Origin of the sequence: Rhizobium vallis (assembly GCF_003985155.1) — a bacterium.
Classification (GTDB): domain Bacteria; phylum Pseudomonadota; class Alphaproteobacteria; order Rhizobiales; family Rhizobiaceae; genus Rhizobium; species Rhizobium vallis.
In genome coordinates this window covers 204,453-217,098 of the sequence record NZ_ML133690.1, presented here as the reverse complement: position 1 = coordinate 217,098, position 12,646 = coordinate 204,453, and the positions used below count along the sequence as shown (strand labels likewise).

Sequence of the window (12,646 nt, the reverse complement as noted above, 5' to 3'; positions counted from 1 at the left end):
TGGACAGTCTATCGGAGGACTACCGTGAACATTGAAACCGCCTCGAACAACGCTGCCTCAGCACTCCTTGCTGAAGCCCGCGACTTCAGCGTTAAAGACCGGGTCGTTCTCGTGACAGGTTCAGGCCAAGGCATCGGCCGCGAACTTGCCCGGCAGTTCGCTGCTGCGGGGGCCATCGCCGTGATCGCCGACCTCAGCCTGGCCAACTCCGAGAGCGTGGCTAAAGAGATTGCGGAAGCCGGGGGCCGGTCGCTGGCCCTGTCCGTGGACGTCTCCAGCAAGGACTCCGTGGACGCAATGGTCGCGGCTGTCCAGAAAGAGTTCGGTCGTATCGACGTGCTGGTCAACAACGCCTCTCTTTTCTCGGCACTCGTCAAGCGTCCGTTTGACGAGATACCTGAGGCAGAGTGGCAGAAGGTGATGAACGTCAACGTGAACGGCGTCTTCTTCTGTGCTGCCGCAGCCGCGCCTGGCATGCGGGACCGCGGCTTTGGGCGCATCATCAATATCTCGTCGGCCTCCGTCCACCGCGGAACCAAGAACTATCTCCATTATGTGACGTCGAAGTCGGCGCTGATCGGGATGACCAACTCGCTTGCCCGCGAACTGGGTCCGTTCGGCGTAACCGCCAACTGCATTCGTCCCGGCACCGTCGCGACCGAAGTGGCCGAGCGCAAAGCCAGCCTCACCCAAGAAATTCTCCAGCGGAACATCGACCTCCAGTGCATTCCGCGCACCATCGTCCCTTCTGACCTCGTAGGCATCACGATGTTCCTCGCCTCCCCGGCGGCATCATTCATCACCGGGCAGACGATCGCTTGCGACGGTGGCTACACACACAGCTTCTGATCTGTCGATCAAGCGGAGTAAGCTCATGCAACACTACGGAAATCTCTACATCGACGGCCGCTGGCAAGAGCCAGCCAAGGCAGGCCAGAAGTTGCTGACGAACCCCTACACGGAGACGCCGTTCGCTTCCGTGGCCACAGGCGGTATGGCTTCCGATGTCGACAAGGCAGCCTTGGCAGCTCGCCGAGCCTTCAATACCTTCTCAAGAACGTCGCTGGAAGAGCGTGCCGAACTTATCGACCGCATCATCGCAGCGTACGAAAAACGCGTCGACGAGTTTGCCGACGTGATGGCGCAGGAAGTAGGCATTCCCGTGAGCGCACGAGCGCAGGCGACCGGCCCTATTGGCCATATGAAAGTCGCCCGCGACCTCCTGCGGACATACCATTTCGAAAGCCGCCTCGGTGACACGATCATCCGCCGCGAGCCGATCGGGGTTTGCGCCTTGATCTCGCCGTGGAACTGGCCCGTCCAGACGCCGGTCATCAAAGCGATCTACGCTATTGCAGCCGGATGCACTGTGCTCTCGAAGCCCTCGGACGCATCGCCGATCAGCTCGATCATTCTCGCGGAGGTCTTCGAAAAGGCCGGCGTTCCTGCCGGCGTGTTCAACCTGATCATCGGACGAGGCAGTGAAGTCGGCGCGGCTATGTCGACGCATCCCGAGGTCGACATGATCTCGTTCACGGGTTCGACATCCGCCGGCGCGCGCGTCGGCGAGGCGGCGGCCCAGACAATCAAGCGCGTATCGCTGGAGCTCGGCGGAAAATCGGCGAACATCGTGCTCGAGGACGCCGATCTTGAGAAGGCCGCTCGCTGGAACATCCAGCGTTGCTTCTTCAACGCCGGCCAATCGTGCCATGCTCCAAGCCGGATGCTCGTCCATGAAAGCCAGATCGAAGAGGTTTCTGCCTACTTGGTGGACGAGGTCTCGAAGTACAAACTGGGCGACCCGCGCGATCCGGCCACCACGATGGGTCCTGTCGTCAGCCAGTCCCAGTACGACAGCATCCAACGTTACATCCAGATCGGTATCGACGAAGGCGCTCGCCTCGCCTGCGGAGGGACGGGAAAGCCCGAGGGCCGCAACCAGGGCTACTTCGTAAAGCCCACCGTCTTCACCCACGTCGCACCCGACATGACCATCGCGAAGGAAGAAATTTTCGGTCCGGTGCTTGCTGTCATCCCCTACTCTTCCGAGGAGCAAGCGCTGGAGATCGCCAACGACAGCCCATACGGGCTCGGCGGCTACGTCTTCTCCGGCGATAGAAAGAAGGGTTACGAGTTCTCTGCCGGCCTGCGCGCAGGACGCATTTGCTTCAACGGCGCGGCCACGAATTCCGTCACGCCGATGGGGGGCTATAAGCAATCCGGCATCGGACGCTCCATGGGAAGCGTCGGGCTTGAGGAGTACCTGGAGACGAAGTCGGTTTACGGGTTCGACGAGGAGGCGACGTCGTTGCCGGAATTCGCATGACATCCATGACCGGACATCGCACCCACAAGATCGCGGCGATACCAGCTGATGGTATCGGTCCCGAGGTCATCGGTGCGGGTCTCGAGGTTCTCGATGCGCTCCAGCGGCGCTCAGACACAGTGCGTTTCGAGGTGACCCAGTTCGACTGGGGTTCGGACTATTACCGCAGGCACGGGAAGATGATGCCGGACGACGGCCTCGCGCAGTTGCGAGGCCACGATGCGATCTACTTCGGCGCGGTAGGTGCTCCCGACATTGCCGACCATATCACGCTGTGGGGACTGCGGCTGCCGATTTGCCAAGGTTTTGACCAATACGCGAATGTCCGCCCAACGCGGATTCTCCCGGGGATACCGACCCCTCTGCGAGACAGGGGGGTCGGCGACCTCGATTGGGTGATCGTGCGCGAGAATTCGGAGGGTGAATATTCGGGCCACGGAGGGCGCGCGCACCGCGGCCTGCCTGAGGAAGTCGCGACTGAGGTCGCCATTTTCACCCGCGTGGGCGTTACCCGCATCATGCGCTTTGCCTTCCGGATCGCTCAATCGAGACCGCGAAAGCAACTGACCGTCGTCACGAAGTCAAACGCGCAGCGTTTCGGCATGGTCCTCTGGGATGAGATAGCCGCCGAGGTATCCACGGAATTTCCCGACGTCAAATGGGACAAAGTCCTCGTCGATGCCATGACTGTCCGAATGACCCTTCACCCGGAAAGCCTCGACACGATTGTGGCCACGAACCTGCATGCCGACATCCTGTCGGATTTGGCGGGCGCGCTGGCGGGCAGCCTGGGCGTCGCGCCGACAGCGAACATCGATCCAGAGCGACGCTTCCCCTCGATGTTCGAGCCGATCCACGGCTCTGCATTCGACATAACCGGGAAAGGCATCGCGAACCCGATCGCGTCGTTTTGGACTGCATGCCAGATGCTTGACCATTTGGGAGAATCCGAGAGTTCAGACCGCCTGATGAGGGCCATCGAAGCGGTGTGTTCGGCGGGCATTTCGACGCCGGACGTGGGTGGGTCAGCGACAACACGTGAGGTCACAGACGCTGTGATCAAACAAATCTTTGGGTCCAACACCTGATTGTTGGAACGTATGGAGCGAGAAATGAAAGTTGGTGTTTTTGGACTGGGTTCGATGGGGTTCGGAATGGCATCCTCCCTCGTTCGGGCGGGCCTTGAAGTGTTCGGTGCGGACGTTAACCCCGATGCCGTAAAGCGCCTTCACGCCGCCGGCGGCTCTGCAACTGATCTGGATGCCGCCGCGGCAGGCCTGGACGCTGTCTTAGTCGTCGTTCTGAATTCGACCCAGACTGAAGAGGTCCTGTTCGGCGATAATGGGGTCGTCTCGAAACTATCGCCCGGTGCCGTCGTGATCATGTGCGTCACAGTTGCGCCGGACTATGCGCGAAAGGCGGCCGAACGCTGCTCGGAACGCGGCATTCATTTCCTCGACGCACCCATTTCGGGCGGTTCCGTCAAAGCCGCCAACGGCAAGCTTTCAATCATGGCCTCCGGTACGTCTGAGGCCTTCGCAAAAGCCCGCCCGGCCCTCGACGCACTTGCGGAGAAGGTCTTCGAATTGGGCGACGCAGCTGGCGCTGGGTCGGCCATGAAGGCAGTCAACCAGATGCTTGCCGGAACGCATATCGCAGCGATGGCGGAAGCCATTACCTTTGGCATTACGCAGGGCATCGATGCCGACACATTCCTCCAGGTGATACCGCAGTGCGCCGGCACGAGCTGGATGCTGGAGAACCGTGCCCCGCACGTGGCATCGGGCGACTACACTCCTCATTCCGCAGTCGACATCTGGCCAAAAGACCTTGGCATCGTCCTTGACGTCGCTCGCGCGTCCAAGTTCTCGGCCCCGCTCACGGCCGCGGCTCTACAACAGTTTGTCGCCGCCTCCGGCATGGGCCTGGGGCGCGAAGATGACGCTGCGGTCGCCAAGATTTACGCACGCAACGCCGGCATAGAGCTTCCGGGCTCGAAGTCGGGGTCGTGACCGGTAAGGAAATCAAGATGGCAACATTTTTTGGCGCAATCGCTGATGACTTCACCGGTGCGACCGATCTGGCTGGGCTATTGGCCCGATCAGGCGTTCCCGTTTCACTTAGAATGGGCGTTCCCACGGAGCCACCGCGGGACACCGCGCCACTAGAGATAATTGCCCTCAAGTGCCGCACCAGCCCGGTAGATGAAGCCATACAAGAAACGCAAGCAGCGCTTCAGTGGCTGAAGGACGCGGGAGCGCAGCGCTTCTTCTGGAAGTATTGCTCCACGTTTGACTCCACTGTAAAGGGCAACATCGGTCCCGTTGCCGAGGCTCTGATGGGGTCGCTGGGTGCCTCCCAGACCATCTACTGCCCTGCGTTTCCGGAGAATGGTCGAGCTATCTTCATGGGAAACCTGTTTGTGGGCGAGCAGCCCCTCTCGGAGAGCCCGATGAAGGATCATCCTCTCACGCCGATGCGGGACTCAAACCTCACCCGTCTCCTCGCACCGCAGACAACCAAGCCCGTCGGCCTGGCGAACAGGTTGGTTGTCGCAAAGGGCGCAGCGTCCCTCGCCGAGCAACTATCCCAGCTCGCTTCGGAAGGGGTCGCCCACGTCATCGTCGACGCCGTTGCCAACGATGATCTCTACATCATCGCGGAAGCATGCCAGGACATGGTGCTCCTCACTGGCGGCAGCGCCGTGGCAATGCCCCTACCGGAACTATGGGCAAAGCAAGGGCGGATCGAAAGATCGCCGGCGTCCACGTCCAGTTCGTTCGATCCTGGTCCAGCGATTGTATTGTCGGGCAGCTGCTCCGCGATGACCAATCGCCAAGTCGCCGATTTCCTCGCAAAGGGCGGGCCAAGCTTCAAGCTTGACCCACTGGAGGTCGCTGAGCTTGGTAGCGCACGTGTCTTGAACTGGTTGGCCGCGCAGGACGCATCGGCGACCCCGTTGATTTACGCGACCGCCGCACCCGATGCGGTTCGCGCCGCACAGGAGAAGTTGGGCGTCGAACGTGCGGGTTCGCTGATTGAATCGACATTGGCGGCCTGTGCAGAAGAAGCGCGGAACGTTGGATACCGGCGTTTCGTGGTTGCCGGAGGTGAAACCTCGGGGTCGGTGGCCAAGGCCTTGGGCGTTACGCGCCTCGACATCGGTGCCGAAATCGCACCGGGAGTTCCCTGGTGCTTTGCCACCTCCGAGAACAGCAGGATCGCAATCACCCTCAAATCCGGCAATTTTGGCAACGAGCAATTCTTCTCGAAGGCCTTGGAGGTTCTCGATCGATGACCGAAGAAGCTCGCCTGCGCGAACAAATCTGCGATCTGGCCAAATCGCTTTTCGATCGCGGCCTCACACATGGGTCGACGGGCAACATCTCCGCGCGCACGTCTGACGGCGGCCTTCTGGTTTCTCCAACCGGGACCAGCTTCGGTCGCCTTGACCCCTCGCGTCTAAGTCGTTTCGACGGTAACGGCCAGCATATTGCGGGCGACAAGCCTACCAAAGAGATGCCTCTTCACTCCGCGTTCTACAGCACGCGAAGCCAGGCAGGAGCCGTTGTACACCTGCATTCCTGTCATGCGGTCGCTTGGTCCATGATGCCTGACGTCAACGAGGACGACTTCCTCCCTCCTCTGACACCATACGCCATCATGCAGCTTGGTCGCGTAAAGCTCTTGCCGTTCTTCCGGCCAGGTGATCCGGCGATGGGAGAAGCCGTCCGAGGACTGGCAGGCAAGCGCACCGCCGTCATGCTGGCCAATCACGGTCCTGTTGTCGCCGGGAAGGATGTCGAGGCCGCGTGCAACGCGATCGAAGAACTCGAGGCGACGGCGCGGCTCGCGATGCTGACCTGCGGCTGCCGCCCACGGCAGCTCAAGGCAGAAGAGATTCTCGACGTCGTCACGACTTTCAATGTGGAGTGGGAAGCATGAAATTCTCGGCGAACCTCGGGTTTCTCTGGAACGACCGTCCGCTACCCGAGGCAATCAGAGCTGCTAAGGATGCAGGCTTCGACGCTGTCGAATGCCATTGGCCCTATGCAGTTCCTGCCTCGGAGGTCAAAGTTGCCTTGAAAGAGGCCGGACTCAGAATGCTTGGCTTGAACACCTCGCGGGGGAACGTTTCGGTCGGCGAGAACGGCCTATCCGCCCTTCCCGGTCGAGAGCCAGAAGCCCGTGCAGCGATCGACCAAGCCATCGAATACGCGACCGAGATTTCCGCTAAAGCGATCCATGTCATGGCGGGCAACTCGAGCGGCCCGCGTGCGCGCTCGGCCTTCATCGAGAACCTGATTTACGCCTCAGAGAAAGCGGGGCCCGATATCACCATCTTGATCGAGCCTCTCAACCACTACAACGCTCCGGGCTATTTTCTCAGCACGGTCGAGCAGGCGGCAGACATCATCCGCACGGTCGCCAAACCGAACCTCAAGATGATGTTCGATTTTTATCACGTCCAAATCATGGGCGGCGACGTGACACGCCGGTTCGAGGCGAACCTGCCTCTGATCGGGCATGTGCAAATCGCGTCTGTGCCTGACCGCGGCAGCCCGGACCATGGCGAGCTGGACTACTCTTTCGCGCTGCGTCGCGTGCGGGAGCTCGGTTGGTCTTCGCCCATTGGTGCTGAGTATCTGCCGGCAAATGGAGCGGTACCCGATCTGGCTTGGCTAGCCACATTCAAAAACTGACGAAATTCGGAGAGGAGATTTCCATGAGCAACAAACCAGTCATCGGCTTCATCGGCGTCGGCATGATGGGACACGGCATGGCAAAGAACATTCGCACGAAGGGCTATGACCTTTGGTTCTTGGATCAACGCCCGATGCCCACGCTTCTGGAAATCGGCGCGAAAAGTGCTGAGAGCCCGAAAGACATGGCCGACAAGTGCGACATCATCCATATCTGCCTTCAGAACTCGGGCCAGGTGGAGAAAGTCGTGAAGGGCAACGACGGTATTATCGCCGGTGCACGTCCTGGGCTGATCGTGATCGACACCTCGACATCCGACCCTTCCTCCACGCTCCTTCTGGCGCAAGAGTTGGAGGCCGTTGGCGCGACCTTGATTGACGCTTCGCTGGGCCGGACGCCCAAAGAGGCAGAAGAAGGTACCCTCGATGCCATGGTCGCCGGCGATGACGACGTATTCGAACAGGTGAAGCCTGTCATCGAGTGCTGGGCCGGCCGTGTCATCCGCGTTGGGGCTGTTGGAAACGGACACAAGATGAAGCTCCTTATGAACTTCATCGGGATGAGCTACGGAGCTCTCTATGCCGAAGCGGTTGTTCTCGGAGCGAAAATCGGAATTTCGCCGCAGGCGATACGTGACGTCATCACGGGTAGCCGTATGGACAGTGGCTTCTTCGGCACCTTCATGAAATACGTCGTTGATCGTGACCGGGACGCTCACAAGTTCATGATCTCGTACGCCGCCAAGGACCTTCGCTACGTCAATAACATGGCGGCCGACTCCAAGGTCACCAGCGTGATGGCCTCAGCCGCTGTTCAGTATTACACGCATGCGGAGGCCGTCGGGCATGGCGACGACTTCGTGCCTATGTTGAGCGACTTGGTTGGGAAGTTGAATGGAGTCGATATGGAAGAAGAGGTTCGCAAGGGAGCGCGCTTAGTAGGTCAGTCCTAGCTGGCCACGATCCCCGTCGCCAGCCTATCGCGCAGGTCCCGACTTTCGTCATTTGAGAGGGCTGCAAGCCAGCTGGCAAATACGTCGGTTGCTGACTTCTTCTGACCGTTCGACGGAATGACGAGATAAAAGGACTCTTCAGGGACGATCTCAGCATTCTTCATCGCAATCAGCCGGCCTTCGCGAACCAAATCGCCAGTGTTTGATTCCCACCCAAGCATCACGCCTTGCCCTGAAAGGGCGGCTTGGGTCGCTTGCACATAGTTCGTGAAGCTGCGACCGACCATGTTGTTTTCGGGCAGCGAGAAACGCTTGAAATAGTCGTCCCAAGATAGCCAGCTCTTCTCCGAGCTGACAACGTGAAGCAGCGGCGCATCTTCGAGGTCTTCCATTATTGAGTACCTCTCAGCGACGCGGGGACTGGAAACAGGTACGACTCTCTCGTCGAAAAGCCTGACAGATCGACCGTCGGTCCACTCCCCGAGCCCATACCGGATCAACAAGTCAGTGCTAGGTGAGATTTCCGGGCTCCCAACCGTCGTCTGAACATTTACAGCGATATCAGGGAACTCGACGTAGAAGCCAGCGAGGCGCGGCATCAGCCAATATGTCGCTGTGCCAATGGTACAAGCGATCGTGACCGAATTTTCGTTAAGCAGGTGCAAGGACCGAACACGGTCAATGGTCTCGGCGATCCGGTTCAGCCCATCCGAGACGCCCGTATTCAAAATGTCGCCCGCTGTGGTGAGACTGACCGGGCGCGTTTTGCGATCGAACAGCTTTACGCCAAGCAGCTCTTCGAGTGACCGGATCGCTTGGCTGACGGCAGGCTGAGTTACGTTGAGCTCCTTAGCCGCACCCTGTGTGCTTCCACTACGGACAACGGCATCAAACACATTGATCAATCGTAATGGGAGCATCTGGCTTCTATAATCTCACATTATATTAGCGCCGATTTTTCCATCGTTCTCAATATGCGGAATTGCCTCTAACGTCCAGCCTCACTCCCCCTCGACGAGGAGTTTTCGCTCAACTCAATATAAGCAGAGGATAAGGCAATGAACGCTCAAATTTCCATCCCCAGAGAGATAAGCCTCCTTGATAAGGGCCTCCGATTGACCCTGCCTACAGGCAGTGAGGCATACTTCAATTACTATTGGCTACGCGACAACTGCCCGACATCCTTCGATAGTGCGACGCGAGAACGTCAGTTCGACATTTTTCACCTTCAGCAGCCCCCCCTTGCGAAGGACGCGAGACTTGTCGACGACAAGCTTGAAGTCGAATGGGCCAACGAAGCACACGTTTCCAGATACCCGATCTCTATGCTGTCGGCGTATTCCGGTGGCGCTCGCCGCGTGGACCCGGCCGATCTGCCGAGAAAGGCGTGGTATAGCGACCACTACCCTTCAATTGCGCGCTTCTCCCAACCGCAGCTCCTGAAAGACCCCTCTTTGGTCGCGGATTGGATTGAGGCCATGCTGACTTATGGGCTTACCATCGTCACCGATATGCCAGACAGCAACGAGGGACTGTCTGAAACCGTAAGACTCATGGGTCACGTACGACCCACCTTCTTCGGTGAATACTTCGACGTTAAGACCCATATCAATCCGACCAATACCGCCTACACCGCGAAGGCGCTCGAACTGCACACGGACACCCCTGCGGAGGAAGCGGCTCCAGGGATTCAGTTCCTGCACTGCCGTGCCAACAGCGTTCAAGGCGGCCTCAGCATATACTCGGACGGCGTTGCAGTCGCCAACGACTTCAAGGAAACCGATCCTGAAGGGTTCCGTCTCCTTTCAGAGATAGACATCCCGTTCTACTGCGAACACGACAACTACGACATGCGCTCACGCCAGCGGGTGATTGAACTCGACCAGCACGGTGAGGTGTCTGGCCTGACAATTAGTCAGCACATGGCCGACATTTTCGACGTTCCCCAAGATGTCCTGGACGACTACTATCCCGCGTTCTGCCGCTTCGGGAAGATGCTTCAGGATGACAAATACATGATGCGGTTCTTGATGAAGGCCGGAGAATGTATGGTCTTCGATAACCACCGTATTGTTCATGGCCGTCTCGCCTATTCCGCCACAAGTGGCGACCGCTATCTCCGAGGCTGCTACGCTGACAGAGCTGAGATGCGCTCGACCTACCGTGCGCTCGTCAGCGAAGGAAGGTTCAAGTCATGAGGGCAGCCCCGGAAACAACGATCGAACCATCGTCATTGGATAACGTTGGGCTTCGTGAGGACCTAGCAGCCGCCTTCCGAATTTGCCACCGTTTCGGCTGGAGCGAGTCAGTCGGCAATCATTTCAGCGCGGCGGTCGACCAAAGTGGCCAACATTTCCTGCTGAACCCGCGATGGCAGCACTTCGATACGCTCAGAGCCAGCGACCTGCTTCTCCTAGACGCCGGGGACGAGGGTGTGATGGCACGGCCGGAGGCACCCGATCCGTCTGCGTGGGCCGTTCATGGAACTCTTCATCGGATGCTTCCGGAGGCGCGGGTGATACTGCATTGCCATGCGCCCTACTCTGTGGCGCTTGCTTGCCTGGCAGACCCGACCATGCTCCCACTGGACAACAATACTGCTCGGTTCTACGGGCGGATAGGCTATGACGTCGATTTCGGAGGCATAGCCGATGCAGAGGAGGAAGGTCTGCGGCTCGCCCGCGTGATGAAGGGCAAGTCGGTCCTGCTAATGGGCAACCACGGTGTTTCAATCGCGGGCGAAACGGTGGCGGACGCATTCGAAGATTTGTATTTCTTCGAGAAAGCGGCGCAAACGATTATCTTAGCGCGGTCAACGGGCATCCCGTTAGCGGTGCTCTCGGATGAAGTAGCTCGGAAGACGTGCGAAGGTTGGAAGCCTTACAAAGGAATGGCCCAGCGGCACTTCGACTACCTCAAATCCCAACTCGATCCGTCCTACAAGCAATAAAACGCCATAGCGCAGACACGCGACCGAAGGCTAGGAGTTCGCTCAAGCCTTCGGTTTTCTGCTACGCGCGCTTCATTATCAACACAGCAACGATCGTCGAAAGCGACACCAAAAGACCGGTGGTAGTGAATATTGCGGGAAGGCCCGCAACGTCACCTACGAAGCCGAGCGCGGGCCCGCAAAGCGCAAGGGCGATATCAAGGCAAGCCGAGTACAAGCCCATTGCCATTCCGCGGCTTTCAGGCGGGGCAGCCTTGACAACCGCTATACCAAATGCGGGGAAGACTAGCGAATAGCCAAAGCCAACCAAAGCAGCGCCGACAAGTGCAATCGCCGAGTATGTGGTCAAGCCCATTGTGATCAAGCCAATCACCTCGACGATCGCGAAAACCAACGCCGTAATCGGACCTCCGAGCCGATCAGGAATATGCCCAAGCAGGATACGGCTTGTGACCAGTGCCGTGGCGAAGCAAGTCACAGCAAGCCATCCATCGGCCCAATCTCGATGAAGGAAGAGGAGGCTAGAAAACGCCAAGATGCTTCCATAGCCGAGGCTAGCGAAAGCTGAGCCTAGCCCAGGAAGCCAGACTGCCTTGATGACGCTGAGCCTCGATGCGGAGGCCGTCGACCGGCCTGGCACCGGAGCGAGGGGGGCGACCAAAACAGCCATCACAATCGGCAAAAAGATCGTAGCGGCGGCGATTGCCGCGAACCCCTCTATGGCAAACAAGGCGCTACCGAGAGGCGCTCCCGCGGCCAAGGCTCCGAACATCGCTGTACCGATCCACGCTATCACCTTCCCAGAATGCTGCGGCCCTACTGTTGCCAGTCCCCACGCCACCGATCCTGTGATAATCAGGCTTTCGCCTGCGCCAAGGACGCCTCGCCCCAATACCAGAATTGACGCGGACAACGCGGGATTTCCAAGCGAGGTCAATGAAGCAAAGTAGAACCCGCCTGCAACAGCAGCTAGGGAAAGCCCGACAATCACAGCCTTCTTTGGCCCCTTTCGGTCGGCAAAATCCCCGGCCCACAACCTCGTCATAAGGGATGAACAGAACTGACTGCCGGTAATCAGGCCAATGACGAACGTGCCAAAGCCGAGGTCTTGGCTCACGTGGATTGGCAAGACAGGCATGCCCATGCCGGCTATGAGAAAGCCTACGAAAACGACTGCCATTTTGGGAGCAAGCGTTACAAAAACTTTCGCGCTGGCGCTCAAGGTGCGGCTCCGGGCTATTTTAGTAGTTGGTGAGGTGGGAAACCGTCGGCTCGGCAGGTCATTAGCCGCCGATGGGCCGAAGCCTTATGATGACGTCAATGTTCGCGATCTCAAAGCCCTCCGGAGGAATCGGAATGTTGCTGAGGGAGATGTCGTCGCTATCGATGTCTTGGATTTCGCCTTTGCCTTCGACGTAAAAGTGGTGGTGGTCGGAGGTGTTCGTGTCGAACCACGTCCGAGCTCCTTCGACCGCAAGCACGCGGATCAATCCAGCTTCCGTGAAATCGTTCAACGCGTTATAGACTGTGGCGACAGATAGGGCGACGCCTTCGCCGATGGCCTCAGCGTGAAGCTCTTCCACGGTCACATGTCGATGCCCATTCGCGAAAAGAAGCCTGTAAAGCGAAATTCGTTGTTCAGTAGGCCTCAAGCCTGCCTCTCGCAGGTCCTTGGCAATCGATGATCTGCGTTCCATTGGTATTGTCCAGAAAT

Annotated in this window: 13 protein-coding genes; 10 read left to right on the top strand and 3 right to left on the bottom strand. The window is 58.8% G+C overall.

Going from position 1 to position 12,646, the window contains the following annotated elements:
* The first annotated feature begins 24 nt into the window (after positions 1-24).
* Genes EFQ99_RS16580 through EFQ99_RS16545 form a run of 8 tightly spaced genes read left to right on the top strand, consistent with a single transcriptional unit; the run spans position 25 to position 7,982 of the window.
* Complete coding sequence (locus EFQ99_RS16580; RefSeq protein ID WP_126922085.1) at positions 25-849, top strand: SDR family NAD(P)-dependent oxidoreductase; 825 nt, start codon at positions 25-27, stop codon at positions 847-849.
* Between the two features lie 25 nt (positions 850-874).
* Positions 875-2,326 carry an aldehyde dehydrogenase family protein gene (locus tag EFQ99_RS16575; RefSeq protein WP_126922084.1) on the top strand — a complete coding sequence of 484 codons (1,452 nt, stop codon included), beginning with the start codon at positions 875-877 and terminating at the stop codon, positions 2,324-2,326.
* Positions 2,323-3,414, top strand: coding sequence for a tartrate dehydrogenase (locus EFQ99_RS16570; protein ID WP_208722770.1), 1,092 nt, complete (start codon positions 2,323-2,325; stop codon positions 3,412-3,414). Before EFQ99_RS16575 ends, EFQ99_RS16570 begins: the two co-directional genes overlap by 4 nt.
* A 24-nt stretch (positions 3,415-3,438) precedes the next feature.
* A complete protein-coding gene (ltnD, locus tag EFQ99_RS16565) occupies positions 3,439-4,338 on the top strand; it encodes an L-threonate dehydrogenase (protein WP_126922083.1) in 900 nt (299 codons plus the stop codon).
* A 17-nt stretch (positions 4,339-4,355) separates the two neighbouring features.
* The gene (otnK, locus tag EFQ99_RS16560; protein ID WP_126922082.1) at positions 4,356-5,624 is read left to right on the top strand and encodes a 3-oxo-tetronate kinase; all 1,269 of its coding nucleotides are present in this window, start codon (positions 4,356-4,358) and stop codon (positions 5,622-5,624) included.
* Positions 5,621-6,271 (top strand): 3-oxo-tetronate 4-phosphate decarboxylase, encoded by a 651-nt coding sequence (gene otnC, locus EFQ99_RS16555; protein WP_126922081.1) that lies wholly within the window; start codon positions 5,621-5,623, stop codon positions 6,269-6,271. Before otnK ends, otnC begins: the two co-directional genes overlap by 4 nt.
* Positions 6,268-7,029 (top strand): hydroxypyruvate isomerase family protein, encoded by a 762-nt coding sequence (locus tag EFQ99_RS16550; protein WP_164736386.1) that lies wholly within the window; start codon positions 6,268-6,270, stop codon positions 7,027-7,029. The genes otnC and EFQ99_RS16550 overlap by 4 nt, the downstream gene beginning before the upstream one ends.
* A 23-nt stretch (positions 7,030-7,052) precedes the next feature.
* The gene (locus tag EFQ99_RS16545) at positions 7,053-7,982 is read left to right on the top strand and encodes an NAD(P)-dependent oxidoreductase (protein WP_126922079.1); all 930 of its coding nucleotides are present in this window, start codon (positions 7,053-7,055) and stop codon (positions 7,980-7,982) included.
* Here the strand turns inward: EFQ99_RS16545 and EFQ99_RS16540 are convergent.
* Positions 7,979-8,902: a LysR substrate-binding domain-containing protein gene (locus tag EFQ99_RS16540; protein WP_126922078.1), complete on the bottom strand. Its 924-nt coding sequence runs from the start codon at positions 8,900-8,902 to the stop codon at positions 7,979-7,981. The two genes, EFQ99_RS16545 and EFQ99_RS16540, sit on opposite strands and share 4 nt — an antisense overlap.
* 138 nt (positions 8,903-9,040) lie before the next feature.
* On the opposite strand from EFQ99_RS16540, the gene EFQ99_RS16535 reads away from it, so the two are divergent.
* On the top strand, positions 9,041-10,180 hold the full coding sequence (locus EFQ99_RS16535; RefSeq protein ID WP_126922077.1) for a TauD/TfdA family dioxygenase: 1,140 nt from the start codon (positions 9,041-9,043) through the stop codon (positions 10,178-10,180).
* Positions 10,177-10,932: a class II aldolase/adducin family protein gene (locus EFQ99_RS16530; RefSeq protein WP_126922076.1), complete on the top strand. Its 756-nt coding sequence runs from the start codon at positions 10,177-10,179 to the stop codon at positions 10,930-10,932. Before EFQ99_RS16535 ends, EFQ99_RS16530 begins: the two co-directional genes overlap by 4 nt.
* 61 nt (positions 10,933-10,993) lie before the next feature.
* On the opposite strand, the gene EFQ99_RS16525 is transcribed toward EFQ99_RS16530, so the two are convergent.
* Together EFQ99_RS16525 and irrA are read right to left on the bottom strand one after the other, a co-directional pair.
* Positions 10,994-12,154 carry an arabinose transporter gene (locus EFQ99_RS16525; RefSeq protein WP_126922075.1) on the bottom strand — a complete coding sequence of 387 codons (1,161 nt, stop codon included), beginning with the start codon at positions 12,152-12,154 and terminating at the stop codon, positions 10,994-10,996.
* A 61-nt stretch (positions 12,155-12,215) separates the two neighbouring features.
* Positions 12,216-12,629 carry an iron response transcriptional regulator IrrA gene (irrA, locus tag EFQ99_RS16520; RefSeq protein ID WP_126922074.1) on the bottom strand — a complete coding sequence of 138 codons (414 nt, stop codon included), beginning with the start codon at positions 12,627-12,629 and terminating at the stop codon, positions 12,216-12,218.
* Positions 12,630-12,646 lie beyond the last annotated feature (17 nt).

Bases quoted from the DNA above. Each gene is read 5' to 3' on its own strand.
- EFQ99_RS16575 (WP_126922084.1), top strand. From the start codon at position 875: ATGCAACACTACGGAAATCTCTACATCGACGGCCGCTGGCAAGAGCCA.
- EFQ99_RS16570 (WP_208722770.1), top strand. From the start codon at position 2,323: ATGACATCCATGACCGGACATCGCACCCACAAGATCGCGGCGATACCA.
- ltnD (WP_126922083.1), top strand. From the start codon at position 3,439: ATGAAAGTTGGTGTTTTTGGACTGGGTTCGATGGGGTTCGGAATGGCA.
- otnK (WP_126922082.1), top strand. From the start codon at position 4,356: ATGGCAACATTTTTTGGCGCAATCGCTGATGACTTCACCGGTGCGACC.
- otnC (WP_126922081.1), top strand. From the start codon at position 5,621: ATGACCGAAGAAGCTCGCCTGCGCGAACAAATCTGCGATCTGGCCAAA.
- EFQ99_RS16550 (WP_164736386.1), top strand. From the start codon at position 6,268: ATGAAATTCTCGGCGAACCTCGGGTTTCTCTGGAACGACCGTCCGCTA.
- EFQ99_RS16545 (WP_126922079.1), top strand. From the start codon at position 7,053: ATGAGCAACAAACCAGTCATCGGCTTCATCGGCGTCGGCATGATGGGA.
- EFQ99_RS16540 (WP_126922078.1), bottom strand. From the start codon at position 8,902: ATGCTCCCATTACGATTGATCAATGTGTTTGATGCCGTTGTCCGTAGT.
- EFQ99_RS16535 (WP_126922077.1), top strand. From the start codon at position 9,041: ATGAACGCTCAAATTTCCATCCCCAGAGAGATAAGCCTCCTTGATAAG.
- EFQ99_RS16530 (WP_126922076.1), top strand. From the start codon at position 10,177: ATGAGGGCAGCCCCGGAAACAACGATCGAACCATCGTCATTGGATAAC.
- irrA (WP_126922074.1), bottom strand. From the start codon at position 12,629: ATGGAACGCAGATCATCGATTGCCAAGGACCTGCGAGAGGCAGGCTTG.